Below are 22,185 nucleotides of genomic sequence, written 5' to 3' on the forward strand. Positions count from 1 at the left end.
GGATATCTCACCCTTCGACAGGGCTGCGCCGGCTACGCGCTCGCTGCCGCGACGACGCCGCGAAGGCAGCGGCGATCCGGCCGACCACACCCGATCCGACGCACTCCCCGGCGATCCGCACGCCCGCCTCGATGTCGGCCGCCGTGGCCGTACCGTGGCAGATCACGCACACCCCGCGTACCCCGAGCAGCGCTCCCCCCGGCTCGGCCGCGAGCCCGTCGCGCACCGCCCGCGTCACCCGCCGCCGCCGCTCCCGCGCCAACGCGCCGACGGGCGAGAACTCACGCACCGCGTCCAGCGCCAGGCCGACTGTGGCGTCCAACGTCCGCTCGTACATCTTCAACGCCACGTCACCGGTGAACCCGTCGGTCACCGCCACGTCGATCCCGCCTCCGAGCACGTCGTACGCCTCGATCTGACCGGCGTAGCCGGGCATCGTGGCCAGCAGGAGGTGCGCGTCCCGGCGTACCGGCCCGCCCTTGACCGCCTCGTGCCCGTTGGACAGCAGGCCGATCCGCGGTCGGAGCAGCCCCAGCCGCCCGCGCGCGTACTCCGCCCCCAGCACCGCGAACTCGACAAGCCACTCCGGTACGGCAGCCGCCGTCGCGCCGATGTCCAGCAGCACGGTCGGGCCGGCTCCGGGCACCGGCAGCACCGTGGCCAGGGCCGGGTTGCTCACCCCCGGCACCCGACCCAGCCGGACGGCTGCCGCGAGCACCGCCGCGCCGGTGTTGCCCGGTGTCACCATGGCATCGGCCCGGCCGGCCGCCACCTCCCCGGCGGCGACCAGGAGCGAGGAACGCCGCTTGGCGTACGTCGCGGCCACCGGATCCTCGCCCATCCCGACCACGTCCGGGGCGTGCACCAGCCGTACGCCCGTCGGCGCGACGCCGCCGGGCAGCAGCGGTCGGATGAGTGCCTGCGGGCCGACAAGCGCGATGTCCACAGTGGCGGCGGCGGCCAGCGCACCGGCGACGACGGGTTCCGGCCCGAGGTCCGCGCCGGCGACGTCGACAGCCACCCGCAGCCGCCGATCGGGTGACTCACCCCGACGCGTCATCGCCGCATCCCCGCGCCGAGCCGGTCCCCCGCCGCGGATGGCCGGGTGGTGGCGTCCGTGACCACACCGTCGCTGTCCAGCCCTTCGCGGCCCGGCCGGTCGCGGTCCGAGCCGTCGCGGTCCGAGCTGTCTCGGTCCGGACCGTCGCGGCTCGGACCGTCGCTCGGTGGTGTCGTCAGCCAGTGGCGTAGTGCGGCGCGGGCCGGTGCCAGCTCGCCCGCGAAGGCGGCGACCAGGTCATCGGGGCCGGGCCGGTCCGGCGTCGGGGCGGGCCCGCCGTCGGCGCGCAGGTCGGCGGCGAGCATCTCGACCCGGTTGGCGAGCTCGGCGCCGCGCCAGCCCAGCGCGTAGCCGAGCGCCGCCTCGTCCTCTGCGCTCGCCCGTCCGGGCAGACCGGCGACGGCACGGCAGCCGGGATCGATCAGCTCGACGGCGGCGAGCAGCGCCTCGGCCTCGGCGAGGACGGCGGCCGCGGCGAACCGCCAGGCCTGGTCGGCGGCCCATCGACCGCAGCGGCGGGCAGCGGCGACCAGGTCGACGAGGCGGGTCAGGAGCGTGCCGAGCGCGACCACCGCCGGGCGGTCCGTGCGGGAGGCGAGCGTCGCGGCGCGGGCCGCCGGGGTCGGGGCGTAGGGCCGCAGCCGCAGCCGGGCGATGCGCGCCAGCGGTTGCGGTGGGCGGGAGTACGCCTCGGCCAGCATCGGATAGCCGTCGCCGGAGCGGTCGGCCCCTGCGGCGAAGCGTTCCAACCGCCACTGCAACTGGTCGAGCAGGATGTGTCGGGTGCCGTCGAACACGCCGTAGAGCAGCACGTCGCGGACTCGCGCGGCGTAGCCGAACTCCTCGACCAGTGCCCGGGATCCCAGCACCGCGCGGCCCTCGCTGACGGCCTGCTCGGCCAGCTCGCAGCAGGCGTACTTGGCCACGGCGGCGGTGTACGCGGCGGCCGGCCCGAGCGCGTTGATGAGGAAGGTGGCCTTCACCGCGGTCGCCGCGACCAGCACGTCGAGAGCCGCCGCCCGCGCGAGGTGTTCGGCTATCGCACCGAGATGGACGATCGGCTGGCCGTAGACGTCGCGCTCGCGGGCGTACCGCACGGCCTGGGCCAGCGCGCCGCTGGCGGCGCCGGAGGCGAGCGAGCCGATGCCACCCCGCGACAGCGCCAGGGTCAGCTGCAGGATGGTGAGCCCGTCACCGGGTGCCCCGATCGGCTGGGCCGGCGTGCCGGCGAACCGTACGCCGGAGATGTCGGCGGCGGTGGCGGGCAGCGTCCGCCACCGGGGCAGGGCGGTCACCGTGTCGTCCCGTTCGGCGAGGAACAGGCCGAAGCGGTCGGTGTCGCCGAGTCGGGCCAGGGTGACCAGCAGGTCGTGCCGGCTGCCGCCGTTGATCAGTTGCTTCTCCCCGGTCAGCCGGTAACCGTCACCGTCGGGGTCGACGCGGGTGTCGGTGCGGGCCAGGTTGCTGCCGTGTTCCAGCTCGGTGAGCAGCATGGCGGCCGCGCCTCCGCCGCGCAGCACCGCGCCGGCCCGCTCGCGCTGTTCGGGGGTGCCGGTGATGCACAGCGGCAGCAGGGCCAGCGCGTTGACGCCGAGGGTGATGGCGAGGCTGCCACTGTGCCGTGCGGCCACCGCGTTGAGAGCGTTGACGTGCACGGCGGTGGCGCTGTCCGGGTCGTACACGGCGGCCACGCCGAGCTCGCGCAGGTCGGCCAGGACGTCGTCCGGTGGGGTGCGGTCCGCGTCGGCGGCCGCGAGCCGGCGCGCGGTGTCGGGGCGCTGCAGGTGCCGGGCGATGGCCGGCAGCGGGTCGACCTGGGCCATCGGCCGGGGGCAGAGTCGTTGCCACGCCGACGTCTCGTCCGGTGTCATCCGCACCTCACCGTGAATACGTGACAGCAGATACGAGATGCATGTTAGCGGTCGCGGCCGGCCGGTTCACCCCCGAAGCACGTCCGATCGGCGCCCGGAAGCGCCCGGCCTGCGCCGAGAAGCCCGGAACCGAAAGCGCGACCGGTTAGGCTCGGCCCATGGTGACGGCCGGACTGCTGCTCGCGGCCGGCGCCGGCCGCCGGCTCGGCAGGCCGAAGGCGCTCCTGCCCTACCGGGGACAACTGCTGGTGGAGCACGCGGCGGGGATCCTCACGGCTGCCGGCTGCCAGCCGGTCGTGGTGGTGCTCGGCGCCCAGGCCGACGAGGTCCGCGACCGTACGCGGTTGTCCGACGTGGTGGTCAACGACGACTGGGCGACGGGGATGGGCTCCTCCCTGCGGGCCGGCCTGGCCGCCCTGACGTCCGGTGCGGCCGTGGCCGCCGTGGTCACCCTTGTCGACATGCCCGGCCTCACCCCCGCTGCGGTACGCCGGGTCGCCCGCGACGCCACCGCCGACGCCCTCGCCGTGGCCACGTACGCGGACGGCCGACGTGGACACCCGGTGCTGCTCGGCCGGGACCACTGGGCCGGCGTGAGCGAGGCGGCGGTCGGAGACCGGGGCGCACGCGACTACCTGCGGGCCCAGGGCGATGCCGTCCGGCTGGTCCCCTGCGCCGACGTCGCCGACGACACGGACGTCGACCTTCCCGAACAGGCGGCCCGCCTGCCGGGCTAGGGTGACGTCGTGCTGAGCAGGGTCACCGGGCTGTCCCGACACTTCACAGAGGACAGCCTGCGCGACTATCTCCTGCGTCGTTCGGTCCGGCGGGACGACGGCTGCCTGATCATCCGTGGCTACGGCACCCGTCGCGGCACCTACCAGAAGGTCGCGGGCAGGGCGTGGGCGCACATCGTGGCGTATGCCGTCTTCGTCGGCGGGTACGACCCCGACCTGGAGGTCGACCACCTCTGCCCGGCGAAGGACTGCGTGGAGCCCACCCACCTACGACAGGTCAGCCACGCCGAGAACTGCCGCTCCCGGACGCAGGGGTCGACCTGCCGCAACGGGCACGACCGCGAGATCGACGAGTCGACGGGCCGTTATCGCCGGACGTGTCGCGCCTGCAACCGGGACAGCCAGCGCCGGTGGCGCGAGCGCCAGGCCGCCGAGGTGGCGCAGGCCCGTTCGGCGTACGTCCCGGCCTGACGCCGACGCCACACGTGCACGACAGGACGTCCGCGGCCGCTCAGCAACGCGGCGGACCGGAAGCGCAGCACGCCCCACGGATCGAGGAGGTTCCGGGCTGCGGGGCGCGACGTGTAGGTGGTACGAACTTGCAGGTGACGAGGAGACCCATTCGAGTCCCCCGGACAAGCCCGGAGCCGCGGGATGGGCTGGTACAGCGGTCAGCACCTTTCCTGCCCCCGGGCAGCGCGATCCGCCAGGCGTTCATCTACCAGACCGCGCCCCACTTTCTTTTTTTCATCATTGTCTATATCACCGGCCTTTCGATCTTCTGGGTCAAGTACCGGTGTGTGGCGGTCGCTGAGGACGCCATCTATGTGCTGGAGAGTGCCAAGCTCTCGGGTGGGGGCAAGCCGCAGCGACTTCTGGGAACGTTGCCCCGTCACACCCAGCTCGGCCCGGTCTCGAAGCGGTGGGCACAGGTGACGATCCTCGGCGAGCGTGGTTGGGTCCACAGGCGTTTCCACGACCAGGTGGCCGCGGCGGACCAGGAAGCCGGCTTCACTCGATGAGACACAGGGCGGCTGAGTCCCGCGGGTAGGTCAAGCCCGAACAGAGAAGGTCGCGGAGGGCAGGCGCAGCGGCCGGTAGCCGTCGGCGTCGAGCTGGGCCAGCTCGCCATCGATGTCGACCGAGTGTGTGCCGTAGACGTTGACGTTGGCGTGGTGGCGGGGCCAGACGTGCGCGAGCAGGTCGTCGCCGATGAGCCGGCCGGCGTAGCGCAGCGACGGCGGAGCCGTAGTACTCGGTAGTCCAGGTGACGATCGCGTTGGTGACCACCCTGGCGGGCGACGCCCTGCGGTACGACTCGTCGGCCAGATACCGGGCCGCGTACACCGTGCGGCGCAACGCCCCGTACTCCTAGATCGCGCTGGTCAGCGCGTTCTGCTGCCGCTTGCACGAGCACAGTTGCCCGACCACCAGGGCGGCGGTGGCGTGCCCGTACTTCACGCTGCCGATGACGCGAGTACACCAGCCTGAACTCTTACGCACAATAACTGTCATTATGATGTGTGTACGGTATGCCCCTTTCGTGGTAGGTGTTTAACTGATTATCGTTACTGGTAATCCATTAATCCCTTCGACGGTCTTCGAGGAGGTTGCCGGGCCGAAGCACACCCGCACGCCCCCGTTGGGCCCGCCAGGCCCTCAGGCGGCAGGCCCGGCGGTGTCCAGGTCGCCTCGGCTTGGCGCAGGGGATCTCTCGAGGTCGGCTCTCAGCACGTTGCCACCGGTGCGGGGTGGGGTGGTGGCGAAGCGACCGCGATAGGCGCTGGGGGTCAGTCCGGTGTGGCGGCGGATCTGGGTGCGCAGGTTGGCGCTGGTGCCCAGGCCGCTGGCGCGGGCGACGGTGTCCAGGCGAGGTTCACCTGCTTCGAGCAGGCGGCAGGCCAGGTTGATGCGTTCGCCGGTCAGCCAGGCCAGCGGGGTGGTGCCCAGCTCGGTGTGGAAGCGGCGATGCAGGGTGGCCGGGCTGACGGCGGCGTGGGTGGCCAGGTCCGTCACGCTCAGGGGTTGGTGCAGCCGTCCTCGGGCCCAGTCGAGCAGCGGTCCCAGAGACGTGTCGAGTACGGCCGGCAGTGGCTGGGGGATGAACTGACGTTGCCCGCCGTCGCGGTGCGCGGCGAACACCAGCCGACGGCTGACCGTATTGGCGATCTCGGCGCCGTGGTCGCGACGGATCAGGTGGAGGCCGAGATCGAGGGCGGCGGCGCTGCCGGCGGCAGTGAGGACGTCGCCGTCGTCGACGAACAGCACGTCGGGACGCAGCAGCACGCGGGGGTGGCGGGCGGCGAACAGTTCGCTCCAGCGCCAGTGGGTGGTGGCGGGGCGGCCGTCGAGCACGCCGGCGGCGGCGAGGGTGAACGTGCCGGTGCAGAAGCTGACCAGCCGCGCACCGCGGGCGGCAGCCCGTCGCACGACCTCGACGACGGCGGGCGCGGGCGGGATGTGCGGGTCGGGTCGGTTCGGCACGATGAGGGTGTCAGCGCCTTCGGCGGCGTGCAGGTCGGGTACTCCGGTGAGGGTGAACAGCCCGGCGTGCAACACGGTGTCCGGGGCGGCGGCGCACAGCGTGAAGTCGTACCAGCGGCGGTCGATCTCCGGGCGGCGCAGGCCGAACAGTTCGGTGGCCACGCCCAGCTCGAACGGGTTCGACCCGTCGTCGACGAGCATCACCACGCGGTGCCGGCCGCCCCCGGGCTGCGAGGATTGTTGCGGCATACGCGATTTCTAGCACTCACGCTGGGCTGGCGGTATCGGCCACGATGAGAGCCATGATCAGTGAACCGGTCGAGCTGTCCACGGCACTGGCCACCTTCGAGGCGTTGTGGAGCCCGCGCATCGTGACGCGGGTCAACGACTATGACGTACGCATCGCGAAGGTCGCTGGCGAGCACGTGTGGCACCGCCACGACGACACCGACGAGTTCTTCCTCGTCCTCTCCGGGCAGTTGAGCATCGCCCTGCGCCCGGCGGACGAGCAGGAACGGACAGTGGTGCTGCCGCAGGGGTCGGTGTTCGTCGTACCGCGTGGCACCGACCACAAGCCCTTCTCCGCAGGCGACGCCGCGATCCTGATGTTCGAACGCACCGGCACCCTCAGCGTCGGCGACCACCATGACCCCGTTCCCGATCACGTCGACGCCACGATCGGGCATGACCTGCGGTGATCCCACCTGAGCTCGGCTGCGCCAGACACGAACCCGACGGCGTTACCGGCTCGCGCGCCATTCAGGGTTGAGGGGCCCGCCGCAGCGAAGTGAATCGACGTACGTTGTTGCGCTGCGCCCGGTCAACGGCTTCGGGCGAACCCGCGGGCGGCGTCGTCCAGGTGAGCGAGGAACCGGGTCACCGCGGGCGGCCTGGCCCGTCCCGTGCTGGTGGCGGCGAAGATGCGCCGGACCGACTCGTCCTCGGGATGCAGGCGCAGCAGGACGATATCGGCCGGCGTGCCACGCACGGCCAGGGCGGGCACGAGCGCGACGCCGAGCCCGGCCGCGACGCAGCCGAGCTTGCCGATCCACTCCGCGGCGACGATGTCGATCCGCGGTTGGAAGCCGCTCGGCAGGCTGGCGCGCAGCAGGGTGTCTTCGGCGTTCGCGGAGCCGACGATGAACGCGTCGTCGGCCAGGTCAGCTAGTCGCACCACGCGTCGGCGGGCCAGTCGGTGCTCGTGCGGCACCGCCACGAGCAGCTGTTCGTCGAGAAGATGATGCAAATCGACATGGACGGTGTCGGCCGGTCCCGTCGGTGACGAGCTGACCACCACCACGTCGGCGTCTCCGGCGGCGAGGCGTTCCAGCAGCTCGGGTGTCAGTCCCTCGATCAGTGACAGCGCCACGTCGGGATGCGCGGCGCGAAACGCTGCCATCGCCCGGGGCACGAGTGCCGCGACGGCGGTCGGGAACGCGCCGACACGTAGCCGGCCGCTGTCGAGGCGGTGGAGATCGTCGAGATCTCGCCGAGCGGCGGCGAGCCGATCCAGGATCGCCTCCGCGTGCGGCAACAGGACGCGCCCTTCCTCGGTCAGTGCCACGCCGCGCGGCAGCCGATCGAACACCTGGACCCCGAACTGCGCCTCCAACGCCGCGATCTGCCGCGAGACCGACGACTGGGTGAACTGCAGATGGTGGGCGGCGGCCGTGATCGAGCCGTGACGCGCGACCGTCCGGAACACCTCCAACAGCACGGTCTCCACCCTGACATCTTAATTTTGCATGGCACCCATGCCGGACATTCGTTGGTCGCATGTTTCAGCGATCTCTACCGTGGTGGCCGTGACGAGCATCGCGATCCTGGGAACAGGGCACATGGGTACGGCAATCACACGGCGACTGGTGGCGACCGGTCACCGAGTCACGGTCTGGAATCGCAGTCCGGCGCACGCCACACCGCTGACCGCGCTCGGCGTCGAGATCGCGGAGACGCCTGCCGAGGCCGTGGCCGGGGCTGACCTGGTGATGACGATGCTGACCGACGCCGCCGCGGTCGAAGCCACGCTGTTCGGCACCGGACCCGGCGACTCCGACTCCGCGGTGACGGCCATGTCCCCGGGGGTCGTGGTCGTACAGATGTCGACGATCGGGCCTGACGAGGTACGCGGCATCGCCGCCCGCCTGCCGCGGACGCTGTCGTTGCTCGACGCTCCCGTCGGCGGCAGCGTGGGCGCGGCGGAGGCGGGCACCCTCACCATCTTCGCCGCCGGTTCACCCGCCTCCCTGGATCTCGCTGAACCCGTGCTGCGCCACCTCGGCAGGGTCCGCCGCTGCGGCCCCGTCGGCGCCGGTGCGGCCTTGAAGCTCGTGGTCAACACGGCGCTTGTCACCGCGCTCGGCGCGCTGCACGACACCCTCGCCGTCGCCGACGCGGTAGGCGTCGATGCGGCGACCGCGCTCGACGCCCTCGCGGCGGGGCCGCTGAGCGGTGCGATCCAGCGGGCGACCGCGACTGGTGCGTCGTTCGCGATCTCCCTGGCCGCCAAGGACACGCGGTTCGCCCTGCGCGAGGTGCAGACCGCCCCCGTCGCGGCCGCCGCACTGCACCTGCTCGACTCCGCCGCCGACCCCACGGCGGACATCGCGTCGCTTCTCAACCTGGAGAACGGATGAACCTGAACCTGGACAACCCGGAGACAGTCGCCGCACCGTTCGGTGACCGGTTCGCCCACGTCGCTCGCCTGGACCTCGACGGCGGCGCCCTGCTCATGCTCGCCGGGCAGGTCGCCGTGGACGACGCCGGCGAGGTCGTCGCACCAGGCGACGCGGCCGCCCAGGCAGAACGCATCTTCGAGATCATCCACGGGCTCCTGGCGGCGCACGGCGCCACCTTCGCCGACGTGCTGCACATCCGCACCTTCATGACCAGCTTGCAGGACCTGCCCGCCTACGCCGCGGTACGCCGAGGCCTGTTCCCCGCACAGCCCGCCACCAACCCGCCGGCCAGCACCACCGTAGAGGTCAGCCGACTGTTCCTACCCGGAGCGGTACTGGAGGTGGAAGTCACCGCAGCGGTCCGATCCCGGTAGAACCCACGCTTGGGCCGCACGAGGCGGCGATCCCGGCCATCGTGGACCGCGTCGAGTCGTCCGCGCGCTGCGCCCTGCCAATCGCCGCCGCGTACGTCTGGCTCACGCGGTCAGGGTTGGAGCCAGCGATCGAACCAGGCGCGGGTCCGGCGCAGGACGTCGAGTTGGTGGTGACGTTCCCGGATCGTGTGACCCTCTCTCGGGTAGATCACGAACTCGTGCTCGACGTCGAAGTGACGCAGCGCCCGGTGCAGGTACACGGCCTGCCCGAGGGGGACGTTGGTGTCCTCGGCGCCGTGCAGGATGAGCACCGGAGTGCGGATCTGGCTGGCGAAGGAGATCGGGCTGACCGCGTCATGCGGGTGTGGACCGATGCCGGACCAGCCGGTGCTGCCGCCGAGCGCGGCTTCGAACTGGCCGTTCTCCCCGGTCGCGGCGAGCATGCCCCAGTCGATGACGCCGGCGCCGACCAGCGCGGCACGGAAGCGATCGGTCTGCCCGACGGCCCAGGCGGACATGAAACCGCCGTGGCTCCAGCCAGCGATGCCCAGCCGGTCGGGGTCGGCGATGCCGTCGGCCACGAGCAGGTCGATACCGGTCAGGATGTCGGTCCACTCCTCCTGTCCGACCCGGCCGGCGACACTGGCGGCGAACTGGTGGCCATGGCCCTGGCCGCCGCGCGGGTTGGGCAGCAACACCGCGTATCCGGCGGCGGCCAGCCACTGCGCGCTGGGGAACCAGAACAACTGGCAACGATCGGCGTAGCGCTCATACGGGCCGCCGTGCACGATCGTGACCAGCGGGAACGGGCCTTCCGACGCGGTTCGTCCGACCGGCAGCACGAGCAGGCCGTCCAGGTCGAGGCCGTCGGTGGCCCGGTAGGCCAGCGGTCGTTGCGTGCCGAGGGCGACGCCGTCCAGTTCCGGGCGGGTGTTGGTGATTCTGCGTAGCGGCCCGGCCGGCGGCCCGACGTGAACATTCGAGGGTTCATGGCGGGTGCCGGTGAGGACGGCCACCTGGTCGCCGGCGGGGGTGGTGGTGAGATTGTCGAGGCGTCCCGGGTGCTGCGCCAGGGCGGTGAGGTCGGTGGGACCGAGCCGGGCCAGCGTCGTGTTCAGTCCGTCGGCGAACACCACCAGCGGGGCGGCGTCGGTCTGGCAGAGTTCGGTGGGGCACATCGGTAGACCAGCGGTGCGGTTGCGCAGGACGCGGCTCTCCACGGCCAGGTCGAACACCGCAGTGCCGGCGTGCAGGACCGGCGGGGTGAGCGCGAGGTAACCGAGGTGCCAGCCGTCCTCGCCCCGCCACCAGGCCAGTGATCGCGCGTCGACCTCGACCGGTCCGAGATTCTCCACAGTCTCGGTCCCGAGGTCGAACAGGTGCAGTTGGCCGGTACGCGGACCGTGGTCGTTGTCGGCGCTGGCCCAGGTGAGCACGGCAACCGGGCCGCCGTCGGGACGTTGCCGTAGTTCCACGACGTGCCGGTCGCCGAACACCGTCGGGGTGGTGACCCGGCCGGTGCGCAGGTCGAGCAGGCGCAGCCGGACCCGCGGTTCGCGCGCGCCGACGACAATGGCGTCGTCGCGGTCCCGGGCGCGGCGCGCATCCCGCTCGCTGGGTTCGTCCTCGGCGAGCAGGGCGACCCGGGTGGGGTCGGTGAGCGGCAGGTGATCGAGGACGCCGACGCGCCAGTGGGTCAACGCGGTGATCGTGCCGTCGGCGAGGGTGAGCCCGTGCAGCTGTGGGACACCGCGATCGGCGCGGTCGGACAGGAAGAACAGCGTCCGCGAGTCGGCCGACCAGCGTGGACGGGACTCGGTCGCGGTGTCACCTGTCGCCCGGCGCGACGCGAGGGCGCCATCGGGGTCGACGAGCCACAGTTCGGTGTCGAGGTGGTCACCGGTGCGGCTGAGGGGCGCCAGGACGTGGCAGACCAGGCGGCCGTTCGGGGCGAGCACCGGGGACCGCGGATCACGACCATCGACCACGTGCTCGGCGCTCAGACCTGTCACGCCGGCAGTCTGCCAGCATCGGCCGGACAGGGGAGCGGACCGGGGCTCGTACGCCTTCCCGGTCCGCTCCCCCGCCCTCACCGAGCGGGCTCGCCGAACCAGCGGGAGAGGTGGTCGTCCAGGTCCCGCTGGTCGTCGCCGATCCAGGCGACATGGCCGTCGGGGCGTACCAGGACGCCCGGAACGTCAAGTGCCGCCGTGTGATCCGCGAGGTGGTCGACCCGATCCGACCAGCCACCGACGGTCAGGCGTCCGGTGCGGTCCAGCAGCAGGCCGCGTCCGCGATGCAGCAGGCCGTAGAGGTGGCCCTGTCGCACCTCGATGTCGCGCAGGCGGCGGCCGAGCAGGTCGGGGCCCGCGCCCAGGTCGTAGCGGATGCCGGTCCCGGCGATCTTCTCGATCAGATGGCGGTTCACCTCGTCGAAGTCCATCAGTTCGGCGAACAGCAGGCGCAGCGCCCGCGCGCCCGGCTCGTCGGACAGCAGTACGGTCTGGGCGCGGGTGTTGTCCAGCACGTCCGCGGCGACCGGATGACGTTCGGCCTGGTAGGTGTCCAGCAGTGTCTCCGGCGCCCAACCGCGGACCTGCGCGGCCAGTTTCCAGCCGAGGTTGAACGCGTCCTGCACACCCAGGTTGAGGCCCTGCCCGCCGATGGGTGGATGGATGTGCGCCGCGTCGCCGGCCAGCAGCACCCGCCCGACCCGATAGCGTTCCGCCAGCCGGGTGGCGTCGCCGAAGCGGGACATCCAGCGCGGGGAGTGCACGCCGAAGTCGGTCCCCGCGACGGCCCGCAACTGCTGCCGGAAATCGTCGAGGGTGGGCGGTTCCGCGCGGTCGCTGACTCCCGCCGCCGGGACCACGACGCTGTAGACGTCACTGCCGAACGGCCGCATCCAGAACGGGTGCTGGGTTTCGCGGATCTCGGCCACCCGGGCGGCGACCTCCTCGGAGGGCACACCCACTTTCATCTCGCCCATCAGCGTCTGCCTGCGCGTGGGCTCGCCGGGGAAGCCGACGCCCAGGAGCTTGCGTACCGTGCTGCGCCCGCCGTCACAGCCGACGAGGTAACGCGACCGCAGCCGTTCCCCGTCGGCCAGCTCGACGGTCACCCCCTCCGCGGCCTGCTCGACGCCGACGACCGCGCAACCGCGGCGGACCTGCGCGCCCCGCTCGATCGCGTGGTCTTCGAGCAGGCGGACGATGACCGGCTGCGGGATGCCCAGCAGATAGGCGTACGCGGAGTCCAGGCCCTTGGGTGCGGGTTTGGCGATGGCGGCGAAGAATCCGGCGGCCGGACGTCGCCGACCGTGCGCAAGGACGCGATCCAGCAGCCCGCGCATCGCCAGGAGCTCGAGGCTGCGGATGTGCAGGCCGACGATCCGGACGAACGAGACGGGCTCGGTCTCCCTCTCCAGCACGAGGACCCGTACGTCGTGTAACCGCAGTTCGGCGGCCAGCATCGCGCCGGTCGGCCCGCAGCCGGCAATGATCACGTCGAACGCGGGGGGCCCGTCGGCGATGCCGGTGGCCGGGGACGGGAGTTCGGCGACGTCGTTCGACGGCTGCGCGGTGGTGTGTCGTGGAGAGTGCACAGGTGTTGCCCTTCGGGAGTGCCACGGTGGCGAGGCGCTCCCGGCGACACCTACGTCAGTCGCCCGGCCGTGACGGCAGGGGGGAGCACCCACTTCGATACGACGGTCATGGGTCTCACCTCCTCGGGCGGTGTCACGGTCAGCAGGACGCTACAAGCCCGCTCGGCGACCCGTCCACTGCTTTATTCGCCCCGGTGCGGGGAGTGGGTCAACGAGCGGTGCAGCCATTCGCCCATCAGCGTGCGTTCGGCGTCGGTGAGCCCGGGAAGTTCGGGAAGGACCGTCGTGAAGGTCACCGTCACCGCGTTCGTGGCCGTGTCGGGTGTCGCCGGAGCATCCGCGACGATGCCGCCGAGGACGGCGTCGAACATGGCGTCGGCCAGACCGTTGTCGCGCTCGTCGTCGGGTGTCCCCAGCAGGGCGAGAATGGTTCCGTTGCCCGCGGCGTGAATCATCATGAGCGCCCGCTGCTCGTCGACACGCAGCAGGCCGGCCGTGGCGAGCCGCCGCACCCGGGCACGCAGCACCTCGATCCCCGCGAGCGTCGCCGGTGAGGGCCTGCCGCGCCCACGCGTGGCCATGAGCGCGTACAGCTCGGGGTTCGCCAGGCCGAACCCGATGTGCGTCCGCCATCCGGAGCGCAGGTCGGCGATGGGATCATCCGTCGCCTCGCGCGCGCTTGCCGACTTGTCGCTGACGTAGGTGGCCATGACGTGTTCGGCGACGGCGTCGATGAGGCCGTCCTTGTCACCGAACAGGCGGTAGATGGTGGGCGCCTGCACGCTGGCCGCCTGGGCGACGGCGCGCGTGGTCACCGCGTCCGCCCCGCTCTCGCGCAGCACCCGTGCGGCTGCCGCGATGATGCCGGCCCGGACGTCGTCCCGGGATGCCGATTCCTGCGCCCCCACCATGAACCGATGCTAACAGCATCTTGTTATCTTCGTATTATCACTGCTAACGTCCCAGCGATATCGTTGCTAACGAGGGAGTTTTCATGATCGTCGTAACCGGGGCCACCGGCCAGCTCGGCTCCCTGATCGTCGACCGGCTGCTCGAGCGGGTCCCCGCCAGCGGAGTGGCCGTGAGTGTGCGCGACGTCGACAAGGCCACCAGCCTCGCCCACCGTGGCGTCCGCGTCCGCGCCGGCGACTTCACCGACGCCGCGACGTTGGCGCACGCCTTCGAGGGCGCCGACACGATCCTCATCGTCTCCGCCGCCATCCGCGGCCCCGGCGCGGTCGTCGCCAACCGCGCCGCCATCGACGCCGCCCACGCCGCCGGGGCCACGCGCATCCTCTACACCAGCCACCAGGCCGCCTCCCGGCATTCGCTGTTCCCCGCCCAGCTCACGCACGCCGAGACCGAGGAGCACCTGGCCGGGCTGGGCGTCCCCTTCACCGCCCTGCGCAACGGCTTCTACGCGAGCACACTCAGCTACTCCATCGGCGCGGCGCTCGAGACCGGCCAGCTCGTCGCGCCCGCGGACGGCCCCGTGTCGTGGACCGCACACGTCGACCTGGCCGAGGCGGCGGCGATCGCCCTGACCGACCATGGCGTCCTCGACGGCATCACGCCTGCCCTGACCGCGTCCGAGGCCCTCGACCTCGAGGCGGTGGCCGCCCTGCTGACCGACATCACGGGCCGCGGCATCAGACGCGTCGTCGCCGCCGACGAGGAGTGGCGGGCGGGCGCCATCGAGGGAGGCATGCCGGCCGCGGCCGCCGACTTCACCCTCGGCCTGTACCGCGCGGCGCGACGGGGAGAGTTCGACGTCACCGACCCGACCCTGGAGGCCCTCCTCGGTCACCCCCCGACGTCCGCCCGCTCGGTGCTCGAGGCCATCGTCGCCCGCCGGTGACGCGCCAGAAGGCGAGATCCTCGTGCCGGACCAGTGTCGGGGCAGCGAGCCCTCGTCCCGGACGCGGACGCGGACGCGGACGAGTGTCGACTGTGGCGCGCGGCCGGCGAGCACCCTCCACGGCGGGTTGACCCTCGACCGGGTCGAGGCCCGAGCATCTGCGCCATGAAAGACCAGCCGGCACCCGACCCGACCATGATCCGCATCGGTGAGGCGGTGCAGCTCGGCCGATCGGGGCAGAAGGTCCACGCCCGCACCGCTCTCACCGCCCTGTGGGACGAGATCGGCGCGGGCGGCGACGCCTTCCACCGCTGCGCTCTCGCCCACTACCTCGCCGATCTGCAGGACACTCTCGACGCGGAGCTGCGGTGGGACGAGCGCGCCCTGGCCGCCGTGTCCGATCTGACCGACGACCGCGCCCAGCGGTACCTGGCCTCGCTCCAGGTCCAGGCTTTCCTGCCGTCGCTGCATCTCAATCTGGCCGACTGTCACCGGCGCCTGGGCAACGCCGCCCAGGCCCGCAAGCACCTGGCCGAAGCCCGCCAGTACCTGACGCACCTGCCGGACGACGCGTACGGCGAGGCCATCCGCGCCGCCGTACGCGACTTCGACGCCGACGACCCGACCGGCTCGCGGCCGTAGTGGGTCGCGGAGAGTGGCGGCGGCCGGACGGCGATCTCGGTTGCGCCGGCCGATCGGCACTGCGAGGGTCGAGCGATGTCAACGGTGACCGGCACCGACCTGCTCGAGGCGGCCGACGAGACGACACGGGTGCTCCATCCGCACCGCGAGCGTGACTGGTCGGTGCCCGCCGGCACGCTCACCTGGAGCTGCTGGACGACCGCCGCGCACATCGCGCACGACCTGCTCGCGTACGCCGGTCAGGTCAGTGGCCTTCCGGGGGACGGCTACCTGCCGTACGACCTGCGGGTCTCCCCCACCGCGAGTCCGGCGCAGGCCCTCACCGTGGTGCGGGCCTGCGCCGGGCTGCTCGCCGTCGCGGTCGACGCGGCCGCGCCGGACGCGCGGGCATGGCACTTCGGGCCCTGCGACCCGGCCGGCTTCGCCGCCATGGGGGTGGCCGAGACGCTGCTGCACACCGACGACATCACCCGGGGGCTCGGCGTGCCGTGGCAGCCGCCGGTCCGGCTGAGCGCGTTGGTGCTGCGGCGTCTCTTCCCGGACGCCCCCTCCGGCCCCGCACCCGACGTGCTGCGGTGGATGACCGGTCGCGGCGACCTGCCCGGCCGGGAGCGGCGCACGTCCTGGCATTGGCGCGCCGCAGTCGACTGACCGCTAGGCGGCGGCGCGGGAGTGCCGGTGACCGTCGAGCGGAAAGGGCGGCCGGGCCGGCAGCACCTCCTGGAAGACGTAACCGCTCTTCTGCGCCACCCGGCAGGACGCCACATTGTCCACCTGGTGCAGCAGGTCGAGCCGGGTCAGTCCGGGAAACCGGTCGAACGCCCACTCGCCGAGCGCGGTGACAGCCCGTGGGGCGACCCCTCGACCGCGCGCCCACGCCGCCGTCCAGTAGCCCACCTCGGCTGTCGGCTGCCCGGGCGCGACACCCTTGAGCGCCACGTTCGCCACCAGCCGCGGGCCGTCCACGTCGTCCTCGACGACGGCGAGGCTATATCGCCGGCCGTCGTCCCAGTCCTGTCGCGCCTGGTCCAGCCACCGCCGGCCCTCGGCGGCGTCGGTCACCGGGATGCGGGTCCAGCGGCGCAGCACCGGATCCCGGTACGCGGCCAGCAGCGCGTCGAGGTCGTCCCCGCACCACTGGCGCAGGACGAGTCCGGGGACGGTTTCCGACGTGCGTGCCACGATCAACATCCGTCAAGTGTGCCGTCGCGGTAGCCGACCGTGGTGCCCCGGCGGGCGCGGATCAGCGTCGGCGCAGCCACCGCGGCCACCAGCCACGTCGGGCCCGTGGGGCCGCGGCGACGACGGTAGCCGGCTCGGCCGCGGGTGGCGCGGCTGCGGCGGGGGCCCGCTCGGCACGCCAGCGACGGACGACCTCGTCGGCGTTCACCGGCCGGACGGCCACCCGGGGCCCCTCGGGGTTACGCAGCCAGGCGACGATCTGCGTGTTGAGCTGCCCCACGAAGTCCCGCACGGACTGCTCGGTGGGAAGGTCGCGGACCTCGTCGGGGACCTGCTCGATGCGCCGGCGCAGTTGCAGCGGGGTGGGCAACATCAGGTCGCTGGGCAGCTTCTCGCGCTCCAGGAAACTCTTGATCCACCACGACTCGTCGTACGGCATTCCGCGCCCGGGGATCGGCTTGCCCATGCCGGGCAGGTTGTCGAACTCGCCGCGTTGCACGGCTCCCCGGATCTGCGCCTCCACGGCCGCGTCCCACGCCTCGGTCACCCTGCGGCACCTCCCCTGGCCACCGTAACGCGCCGCCTCCGGCCGGCGACACGCGCTCGCCCCGGGTCAGCGCCCGCACGCCGCTGACCATTCCCGCCGAGGTGGTTTCCGCCCGCGTGGCCGAATTCCAGGCCACCATCTATCGAGTGGTCCTGGGTCGGGGCGGTCGGTCCGCCTAGGTTCGATCCAGGCGACGGCGAACGGGGGCAACGTCATGATCGGCACGGGTGCGCTGCTGGGTGTCGCGCTGGTGGCGTTGGGGCTGGTGCTCACGCCCGGCCCGAACATGGTCTACCTGGTCTCCCGCTCGGTGGCGCAGGGCCGCCGCGCCGGGCTGATCTCGCTGCTCGGGGTGGCCGCCGGGTTCGGCGTCTACCTGGCCACGGCGGTCGCCGGCCTGGCCGCCGTGTTCGTCCTGGTCCCGACGCTGTACGCGGTGGTGAAGCTGGCCGGCGCCGGTTACCTGCTGTGGTTGGCGTGGCGCACGTTGCGCCCGGGCGGCGGGTCACCGTTCACGCCCGCGCCGCTGCCACCTGACCCGCCACGGCGGCTGTTCACGATGGGCCTGGTCACCAACCTGCTCAACCCGAAGATCGCCGTCCTGTACGTGTCGCTGCTGCCGCAGTTCGTCGACCCGACGCGGGGGCATGTCGCCACGCAGAGCCTCCTGCTCGGCCTGACCCAGATCGCCGTCGCGCTGAGCGTCAACACGCTTATCGTGCTCAGCGCGGGGGCGCTGGCCGGGTTCTTCGCCCGCCGGCCGGTATGGCTGCGGGTACAGCGCTGGGTGACCGGGACGGCCCTGGCGGCGCTTGCCGTCCGCATCGCCACCGACCGGTCCCGCGCGGCGGTCGCCGCGCCCTGACCCGGCCGGTCACCGTCCCCGGTGGCGGCGGAGCATCGCCGCGGCCAGCGGCGCGGCGTCCAGGTCACCGGCGGCGAGCCGGGCGGCGAGGGTACGGCGTACCAGCCGGTCGGCCAGCGCGGGCGCGTGCCGGCCGACGGCCATCTCCAGCCGGCCACGTCGGGTGGTCGCCACATCCCGGGGCGCCCGCCGGGCGGTGGCGGCGCGCAGGATCGCGGCGACGACACCCTCGACGGGCTCCGGGCGGGACACCCCGCGCAGGGACAGGCCGGCCTCGGCGGTGCTGTCGTGGATCGGCGAGGCCACCATGCTCGGGTAGACGACGCTCACCCCGACGTGGGTGCCCACCTCGTGGCGCAGCGCGTCGGCGTACGCGACGAGGGCCCGCTTGCTGACCCCGTACGCGGCGGCGAGCGGCAGCGGCAGCACCGCCATCCGGCTGGCCACGAAGATCACCCGGCCGCGCGTGGCGAGCAGTGGGGGCAGCGCGGCGGCGGTGGTCCGCCACGCGGCGAGCAGGTTGACCTCCAACTGCTGGCGGACCACCTCGTCGGGCGGCAGCTCGGCCGGGGCGGGGCCACCGACGCCGGCGTTGTTGATCAGCAGGTCGAGGCCGCCGAGGTGGTCGACGGCGGCGCGTACCGCCGTGGGTACGGCCGCGGGATCGGTCAGGTCGCAGGCGAGCACCGGCCTGTCGACGTCTCCTCGCGCGTGCAGGTCCAGCCCCACCACCCGGGCGCCCGCGGCGTGCAGCGCGGCGCCGAGATGCCGGCCGAACGTGCCGCTGGCGCCCGTGACGAGGACCCGCCGGCCGATCAGGTGCGTCATCGGCCCGCTCCGGCCGCCGTGGCGCGGCGGGCGCCCGAGGTCAGTTCCCGGGTCAGCTCGGCCAGGTAGGCGTCGAAGTCCACACGCATCGCCGGTCGGCGTTGACCCCAGCGGGCCGTCGCCGCCCGCAGTTCGGCGCGGCAGACTGCCCGCTGCCGGTCCGGCTCGGGCAGCGTGTACCGGCCGACGAGCTGCGCGGCGATCAGCTTGGCCTGCGCCTCGACCAGGGGGAACGCGGATCCGGTGGACTGCATCAGCCCGACGAACGTCAGGCCGGGGGCCTCGGGGTGGAACACGTGCCGGTACAGCGGGAGGGTGTCGGCGCCGCCGCCGAGCAGCTCGGGGTCGAGGAAGGAGATCTCCACCCGGTACCCGGTGCACCAGACGATCAGGTCGACGTGCTCGGCGCGACCGTCGGTGAACTCGACGCGGTCGCCGTCGAGGGCGGCGACGCCGGGGCGCGCCTCGATGTCGCCGTGGGTCAGTCGGGACAGCAGCCCGTCGGAGAGCGTCGGATGGTCCTGGAGAAAGCCGTGCGTCGGCGCGGGGAGCCCGTAGCGGGCGGGGCTGCCGACGGTGGCGGTGAGCATCGTCTGGCTGATGCGCTGGCGCAGCCGCCACGGCAGCCGGCGGGCCAGCGCGCCGTTGAGCGTGTCCGACGGGCGGCCCAGCAGATACTTGGGCACCACCCACACGCCCCGGCGCAGCGACAGCAGGGTGCGCTCGGCGGTGTACGAGGCGTCCACGGCGATGTCCATCGCGGAGTTCCCGCCGCCGACGACCAGGACGCGTTTGCCGGCCAACTGCTCGGGACCCCGGTAGTCGTGGCTGTGCAGCTGCTCGGCGGTGCTGGCGCCCGGGTACGGCGGGCTGGGCAGCCGGGGCACCCGGTTGTGGCCGTTGGCGACGACCACTGCCTCGACGGTGACCTCGACCGGCCCGTCCGGCCCGGTGGCGGCGACCGTCCAGGTGCCGTCGGGTTTGCGGGTGACCCGCTCGACCGTGTGCCGCAGGCGGATGTCGTCGCGCAGCCCGAACCGGTCGGCGTAGTCGGCCAGGTAGCCGGCGACGCGCGTGTGGTCCGGGTAGTCCGGCCAGTCGGCGGGCATCGGGTGGTCGGCGAACTCGGTGCGGCCCCGGCTGGTGTTCAGGTGCAGCGTGCGGTACGCGGGCGAGTCGGGCGCCCCGTACACCCAGAGGCCGCCGACCTGGTCGGCTGCCTCGAAGCAGACCACCGCGACGGCGGCGTCGCGCAGTGCCTTGACGGCGGCGAGTCCGGCCGCGCCGGCGCCGATCACCGCCACCCTGGGTCGTGCCCGCATCGCCGCCCCCCACCTAATCCAACGTCCGATGGATAATCGTCGGGTGAGGGCGGCCCGTCAAGGGGCCGCTGGTCCGTACAGCCCGTCGAGGAGGCGGTGCACGAACGCCCGGAACTCGCGCCGCTCCCGGGCGCCCGGCGCGCCCGCTGCCAAGGCCACGACGTGCCCGTGTGTCGCCCAGACCAGGCTGCGCACGGTGATGTGCGGGGACGGCTCGGCGAGGGCGCCGGCCGCGGCCGCGGTGGTCAGCAGATCCGCCACCAGCCGGTAGAGCGGCTCGGCGTAGCGCTGGTCCAGCTCGGCGTGCCGCTGCGGCTCCAACCAGCGGCGCAGCCACAGCGCGGTGGTCTCGGGGTGGTCCTGCAGGAAGTCGACGAACACGTCGACCAGGTCGTGCAGGGCCCGCCGCGCCGCGTCCGGGCCGGCGTCGAGGGCGGTACGGGCCCGCTCGGCGGCGGCGGTGAGGACCTCCCGCTCGACGGCGAACACCCGCGCGAAGCACGCCTCGTAGAGCGCCGCCTTCGTACCCGTGTGGTGGGCGACCGTGGCGACGTCCACCCCGGCGGCGGCGGCGACCTCCCGCAGCCCGACGGCGTCGAAACCGCGCTCGGCGAACAGCGCGGTGGCGGCGGTGAGCACCACCTCGCGTGTCGGTCGGGTCTCGTCGCGGCGGGGCCGACCCGGACGGCGTCGGGGCATGGTCATGGCCGCCATTGTGCCCCTAGAATCCAGCAACTGTTGGATTGCGGAGAGGATGGGGCGATGACCGGGCTCGACCGGCGGCCCGCGGCCGCCACCGACGCGACACTGCCCCGCGGTCCTCTGGCCGGCTTCGCGGCCGGCTCGCTCGGCATGGGTGTCTGGGTGACAGTGCCCGGCCTGCTGCTGCTCTACTTCCTCACCGACGTGCTGGCGGTCGGGCCGTGGCTGGCCGGCCTCGCCCTGCTGCTGCCGAAGGTCGCCGACGTGCTGCTGCACCCGTGGGTGGGGCACCGCGCCGACGTCGAGCAGGCCCGCCGGGGCGACAGGCGTCGGCTGCTGCTGCTGGGCTGCGCCCTGCCGGTGGCGTTCGCCGCGCTCTTCGCGGTGCCCGGTTCTCTGACCGGCGCGCCTGCCGCCGCGTGGGTGGCGGTGTTCTTCGTCGCCGGCAACCTGCTGTTCGCCGCCTACCAGGTCCCCTACCTGGCCACCCCGGCCGACCTGCGCATCGGCTACGACGAACGCACCCGGCTGATGGCGTTCCGGATGGTCGTGCTGACCCTCGGCATCCTGGCCTCCGGGCTGGTGGCCCCGCTGCTGACCGGCGGCGACGCGGCGAGCCGCGGCGGCTACCAGCGGATGGGTGCGGTCCTGGCCGTCGGGATGCTGGCCGCCATGCTCGTCGGCGTCGCCGGCACCGCCCGGCTGCGCGGCGCCGCGGCGGGCGCCACGACGGCGGGGCACGGCGGGTGGCGGACGCTGCGCACCGCCCTGCGTGACAGGCAGTTCCGCTGGCTGGTCGCCGCGTACCTGGCCATGTCCACGACCACCCACCTGGTCCTCGCCGGGGTGCCCTACTACGCCGAGTACGAGCTGCGCGCCCCCGGCCTGACCACGGTGCTGGTGGCCGCGTTCGTCGCTCCGGCGCTGCTGGTCACGCCCGGGTGGTTGCTGCTGGCCCGCCGCGTCGGCAAGCAACGGGCGCTGCTCGGCGCGCAGGGCGCGTTCGCGCTCGGGTCGCTGGTGCTGGCGGTGGGCCGCCCGGCCGGTCTGCCGGTGCTGGTGGCCGCGGTGGCGGTGCTCGGGGTGGCGTTCGCCGGCATGCAGCTGTTGCCGTTCTCGATGCTGCCCGACGTCATCCGCGCGTCCGCCGCGACCGGCGCCGGCACCTACACCGGGGTGTGGACGGCCACCGAGGCCCTCGGCGCGGCCCTGGGCCCGTACGTGTACGCCCTGTGCCTGGCCGTGGGCGGTTTCGTGGCGTCGACGGCGGGTGAGTCGCCGACGCAGCCCGACGCGGCGCTCGCGGCGGTCCGCTACGGCTTCGGGCTGCTGCCGGCGGCGGCGATGCTCGCGGCGCTGCTGCTGCAGCGCCGCTACACCCTGGACACGACCGCCCGGGCGGCGAGCTGAGCGGCCGGCACTAGACTTCGC

Annotated in this window: 23 protein-coding genes and 1 pseudogene; 11 read left to right on the forward strand and 13 right to left on the reverse strand. The window is 73.1% G+C overall.

Going from position 1 to position 22,185, the window contains the following annotated elements; translation table 11 throughout:
- Positions 1-7: 7 nt before the first annotated feature.
- The gene (locus ACGFIE_RS08900; protein WP_393292604.1) at positions 8-1,060 is read right to left on the reverse strand and encodes a phosphate acyltransferase PlsX; all 1,053 of its coding nucleotides are present in this window, start codon (positions 1,058-1,060) and stop codon (positions 8-10) included.
- Positions 1,057-2,931: an acyl-CoA dehydrogenase family protein gene (locus ACGFIE_RS08905; protein ID WP_393292606.1), complete on the reverse strand. Its 1,875-nt coding sequence runs from the start codon at positions 2,929-2,931 to the stop codon at positions 1,057-1,059. The genes ACGFIE_RS08900 and ACGFIE_RS08905 overlap by 4 nt, the downstream gene beginning before the upstream one ends.
- A 158-nt stretch (positions 2,932-3,089) precedes the next feature.
- Between ACGFIE_RS08905 and ACGFIE_RS08910 the strand changes: the two genes are divergently transcribed.
- From ACGFIE_RS08910 to ACGFIE_RS08920, 3 genes are all read left to right on the forward strand, one after another.
- The gene (locus tag ACGFIE_RS08910; RefSeq protein WP_393292608.1) at positions 3,090-3,668 is read left to right on the forward strand and encodes an NTP transferase domain-containing protein; all 579 of its coding nucleotides are present in this window, start codon (positions 3,090-3,092) and stop codon (positions 3,666-3,668) included.
- Between the two features lie 9 nt (positions 3,669-3,677).
- Positions 3,678-4,139: an HNH endonuclease gene (locus tag ACGFIE_RS08915; RefSeq protein WP_363686036.1), complete on the forward strand. Its 462-nt coding sequence runs from the start codon at positions 3,678-3,680 to the stop codon at positions 4,137-4,139.
- Positions 4,140-4,273: 134 nt separating this feature from the next.
- Positions 4,274-4,690: a hypothetical protein gene (locus ACGFIE_RS08920; protein WP_393292610.1), complete on the forward strand. Its 417-nt coding sequence runs from the start codon at positions 4,274-4,276 to the stop codon at positions 4,688-4,690.
- Positions 4,691-4,889: 199 nt separating this feature from the next.
- Here ACGFIE_RS08920 and ACGFIE_RS08925 read toward each other — a convergent pair.
- Together ACGFIE_RS08925 and ACGFIE_RS08930 are read right to left on the reverse strand one after the other, a co-directional pair.
- Positions 4,890-5,207: pseudogene (locus tag ACGFIE_RS08925) on the reverse strand (Tn3 family transposase); the annotation flags it as partial.
- A 120-nt stretch (positions 5,208-5,327) separates the two neighbouring features.
- A complete protein-coding gene (locus tag ACGFIE_RS08930; protein ID WP_393292612.1) occupies positions 5,328-6,401 on the reverse strand; it encodes a helix-turn-helix domain-containing protein in 1,074 nt (357 codons plus the stop codon).
- A 53-nt stretch (positions 6,402-6,454) separates the two neighbouring features.
- Here ACGFIE_RS08930 and ACGFIE_RS08935 point away from each other — a divergent pair, with 53 nt between their 5' ends.
- Complete coding sequence (locus ACGFIE_RS08935; RefSeq protein ID WP_393292614.1) at positions 6,455-6,850, forward strand: cupin domain-containing protein; 396 nt, start codon at positions 6,455-6,457, stop codon at positions 6,848-6,850.
- Positions 6,851-6,972: 122 nt separating this feature from the next.
- Here ACGFIE_RS08935 and ACGFIE_RS08940 read toward each other — a convergent pair whose 3' ends face one another.
- Complete coding sequence (locus ACGFIE_RS08940; RefSeq protein ID WP_393292617.1) at positions 6,973-7,878, reverse strand: LysR family transcriptional regulator; 906 nt, start codon at positions 7,876-7,878, stop codon at positions 6,973-6,975.
- Between the two features lie 79 nt (positions 7,879-7,957).
- Here ACGFIE_RS08940 and ACGFIE_RS08945 point away from each other — a divergent pair, with 79 nt between their 5' ends.
- Together ACGFIE_RS08945 and ACGFIE_RS08950 are read left to right on the forward strand one after the other, a co-directional pair.
- Complete coding sequence (locus ACGFIE_RS08945) at positions 7,958-8,788, forward strand: NAD(P)-dependent oxidoreductase (RefSeq protein ID WP_393292619.1); 831 nt, start codon at positions 7,958-7,960, stop codon at positions 8,786-8,788.
- Positions 8,785-9,204, forward strand: a complete 420-nt coding sequence (locus ACGFIE_RS08950; protein WP_393292621.1) for a RidA family protein — start codon at positions 8,785-8,787, stop codon at positions 9,202-9,204. The genes ACGFIE_RS08945 and ACGFIE_RS08950 overlap by 4 nt, the downstream gene beginning before the upstream one ends.
- A gap of 110 nt (positions 9,205-9,314) precedes the next feature.
- Here ACGFIE_RS08950 and ACGFIE_RS08955 read toward each other — a convergent pair whose 3' ends face one another.
- The 3 genes from ACGFIE_RS08955 to ACGFIE_RS08965 all read right to left on the reverse strand — a co-directional run bounded on the left by ACGFIE_RS08955 (position 9,315) and on the right by ACGFIE_RS08965 (position 13,719).
- Positions 9,315-11,216, reverse strand: coding sequence for a S9 family peptidase (locus ACGFIE_RS08955; protein WP_393292623.1), 1,902 nt, complete (start codon positions 11,214-11,216; stop codon positions 9,315-9,317).
- Positions 11,217-11,293: 77 nt separating this feature from the next.
- On the reverse strand, positions 11,294-12,736 hold the full coding sequence (gene rox, locus ACGFIE_RS08960) for a rifampin monooxygenase (RefSeq protein WP_393293204.1): 1,443 nt from the start codon (positions 12,734-12,736) through the stop codon (positions 11,294-11,296).
- A 254-nt stretch (positions 12,737-12,990) separates the two neighbouring features.
- A complete protein-coding gene (locus ACGFIE_RS08965) occupies positions 12,991-13,719 on the reverse strand; it encodes a TetR/AcrR family transcriptional regulator (protein WP_393292625.1) in 729 nt (242 codons plus the stop codon).
- 83 nt (positions 13,720-13,802) lie between these two features.
- Between ACGFIE_RS08965 and ACGFIE_RS08970 the strand changes: the two genes are divergently transcribed.
- From ACGFIE_RS08970 to ACGFIE_RS08980, 3 genes are all read left to right on the forward strand, one after another.
- Positions 13,803-14,666: an NmrA family NAD(P)-binding protein gene (locus ACGFIE_RS08970; protein WP_393292627.1), complete on the forward strand. Its 864-nt coding sequence runs from the start codon at positions 13,803-13,805 to the stop codon at positions 14,664-14,666.
- 165 nt (positions 14,667-14,831) lie between these two features.
- Positions 14,832-15,308 carry a hypothetical protein gene (locus ACGFIE_RS08975; protein ID WP_393292629.1) on the forward strand — a complete coding sequence of 159 codons (477 nt, stop codon included), beginning with the start codon at positions 14,832-14,834 and terminating at the stop codon, positions 15,306-15,308.
- Between the two features lie 75 nt (positions 15,309-15,383).
- Positions 15,384-15,959, forward strand: a complete 576-nt coding sequence (locus tag ACGFIE_RS08980; RefSeq protein WP_393292631.1) for a maleylpyruvate isomerase N-terminal domain-containing protein — start codon at positions 15,384-15,386, stop codon at positions 15,957-15,959.
- 3 nt (positions 15,960-15,962) lie between these two features.
- Here ACGFIE_RS08980 and ACGFIE_RS08985 read toward each other — a convergent pair whose 3' ends face one another.
- Together ACGFIE_RS08985 and ACGFIE_RS08990 are read right to left on the reverse strand one after the other, a co-directional pair.
- Positions 15,963-16,499 (reverse strand): GNAT family N-acetyltransferase, encoded by a 537-nt coding sequence (locus ACGFIE_RS08985; RefSeq protein WP_393292633.1) that lies wholly within the window; start codon positions 16,497-16,499, stop codon positions 15,963-15,965.
- A 52-nt stretch (positions 16,500-16,551) separates the two neighbouring features.
- Entirely contained in the window at positions 16,552-17,037 is a 486-nt protein-coding gene (locus tag ACGFIE_RS08990) for a DUF1992 domain-containing protein (RefSeq protein WP_393292635.1), read from the reverse strand.
- Positions 17,038-17,251: 214 nt separating this feature from the next.
- Between ACGFIE_RS08990 and ACGFIE_RS08995 the strand changes: the two genes are divergently transcribed.
- Positions 17,252-17,902, forward strand: coding sequence for a LysE family translocator (locus ACGFIE_RS08995; RefSeq protein ID WP_393292637.1), 651 nt, complete (start codon positions 17,252-17,254; stop codon positions 17,900-17,902).
- A gap of 9 nt (positions 17,903-17,911) precedes the next feature.
- Here ACGFIE_RS08995 and ACGFIE_RS09000 read toward each other — a convergent pair whose 3' ends face one another.
- From ACGFIE_RS09000 to ACGFIE_RS09010, 3 genes are read right to left on the reverse strand one after another with little or no spacing between them, the layout of a single operon-like run.
- The gene (locus tag ACGFIE_RS09000) at positions 17,912-18,730 is read right to left on the reverse strand and encodes an SDR family NAD(P)-dependent oxidoreductase (protein ID WP_393292639.1); all 819 of its coding nucleotides are present in this window, start codon (positions 18,728-18,730) and stop codon (positions 17,912-17,914) included.
- On the reverse strand, positions 18,727-20,052 hold the full coding sequence (locus ACGFIE_RS09005; RefSeq protein ID WP_393292641.1) for a flavin-containing monooxygenase: 1,326 nt from the start codon (positions 20,050-20,052) through the stop codon (positions 18,727-18,729). Before ACGFIE_RS09005 ends, ACGFIE_RS09000 begins: the two co-directional genes overlap by 4 nt.
- Before the next feature lie 57 nt (positions 20,053-20,109).
- Positions 20,110-20,757 carry a TetR/AcrR family transcriptional regulator gene (locus tag ACGFIE_RS09010; protein ID WP_393292643.1) on the reverse strand — a complete coding sequence of 216 codons (648 nt, stop codon included), beginning with the start codon at positions 20,755-20,757 and terminating at the stop codon, positions 20,110-20,112.
- A 57-nt stretch (positions 20,758-20,814) separates the two neighbouring features.
- Between ACGFIE_RS09010 and ACGFIE_RS09015 the strand changes: the two genes are divergently transcribed.
- Positions 20,815-22,164 carry an MFS transporter gene (locus tag ACGFIE_RS09015; protein WP_393292645.1) on the forward strand — a complete coding sequence of 450 codons (1,350 nt, stop codon included), beginning with the start codon at positions 20,815-20,817 and terminating at the stop codon, positions 22,162-22,164.
- Positions 22,165-22,185 lie beyond the last annotated feature (21 nt).

Source organism: Micromonospora sp. NPDC049275, from assembly GCF_043197115.1.
Classification (GTDB): domain Bacteria; phylum Actinomycetota; class Actinomycetes; order Mycobacteriales; family Micromonosporaceae; genus Micromonospora.

What these genes read in the sequence shown, in the direction of transcription:
- ACGFIE_RS08910 (WP_393292608.1), top strand. Translation starts at nt 3,090, where the DNA reads ATGGTGACGGCCGGACTGCTGCTCGCGGCCGGCGCCGGCCGCCGGCTC.
- ACGFIE_RS08935 (WP_393292614.1), top strand. Translation starts at nt 6,455, where the DNA reads ATGATCAGTGAACCGGTCGAGCTGTCCACGGCACTGGCCACCTTCGAG.
- ACGFIE_RS09005 (WP_393292641.1), bottom strand. Translation starts at nt 20,052, where the DNA reads ATGCGGGCACGACCCAGGGTGGCGGTGATCGGCGCCGGCGCGGCCGGA.
- ACGFIE_RS08995 (WP_393292637.1), top strand. Translation starts at nt 17,252, where the DNA reads ATGATCGGCACGGGTGCGCTGCTGGGTGTCGCGCTGGTGGCGTTGGGG.
- ACGFIE_RS09000 (WP_393292639.1), bottom strand. Translation starts at nt 18,730, where the DNA reads ATGACGCACCTGATCGGCCGGCGGGTCCTCGTCACGGGCGCCAGCGGC.
- ACGFIE_RS08980 (WP_393292631.1), top strand. Translation starts at nt 15,384, where the DNA reads ATGTCAACGGTGACCGGCACCGACCTGCTCGAGGCGGCCGACGAGACG.
- ACGFIE_RS09015 (WP_393292645.1), top strand. Translation starts at nt 20,815, where the DNA reads ATGACCGGGCTCGACCGGCGGCCCGCGGCCGCCACCGACGCGACACTG.
- ACGFIE_RS08900 (WP_393292604.1), bottom strand. Translation starts at nt 1,060, where the DNA reads ATGACGCGTCGGGGTGAGTCACCCGATCGGCGGCTGCGGGTGGCTGTC.
- ACGFIE_RS08950 (WP_393292621.1), top strand. Translation starts at nt 8,785, where the DNA reads ATGAACCTGAACCTGGACAACCCGGAGACAGTCGCCGCACCGTTCGGT.
- ACGFIE_RS08905 (WP_393292606.1), bottom strand. Translation starts at nt 2,931, where the DNA reads ATGACACCGGACGAGACGTCGGCGTGGCAACGACTCTGCCCCCGGCCG.
- ACGFIE_RS08985 (WP_393292633.1), bottom strand. Translation starts at nt 16,499, where the DNA reads ATGTTGATCGTGGCACGCACGTCGGAAACCGTCCCCGGACTCGTCCTG.
- ACGFIE_RS08965 (WP_393292625.1), bottom strand. Translation starts at nt 13,719, where the DNA reads ATGGTGGGGGCGCAGGAATCGGCATCCCGGGACGACGTCCGGGCCGGC.
- ACGFIE_RS09010 (WP_393292643.1), bottom strand. Translation starts at nt 20,757, where the DNA reads ATGACCATGCCCCGACGCCGTCCGGGTCGGCCCCGCCGCGACGAGACC.
- ACGFIE_RS08930 (WP_393292612.1), bottom strand. Translation starts at nt 6,401, where the DNA reads ATGCCGCAACAATCCTCGCAGCCCGGGGGCGGCCGGCACCGCGTGGTG.
- ACGFIE_RS08970 (WP_393292627.1), top strand. Translation starts at nt 13,803, where the DNA reads ATGATCGTCGTAACCGGGGCCACCGGCCAGCTCGGCTCCCTGATCGTC.
- ACGFIE_RS08975 (WP_393292629.1), top strand. Translation starts at nt 14,832, where the DNA reads ATGAAAGACCAGCCGGCACCCGACCCGACCATGATCCGCATCGGTGAG.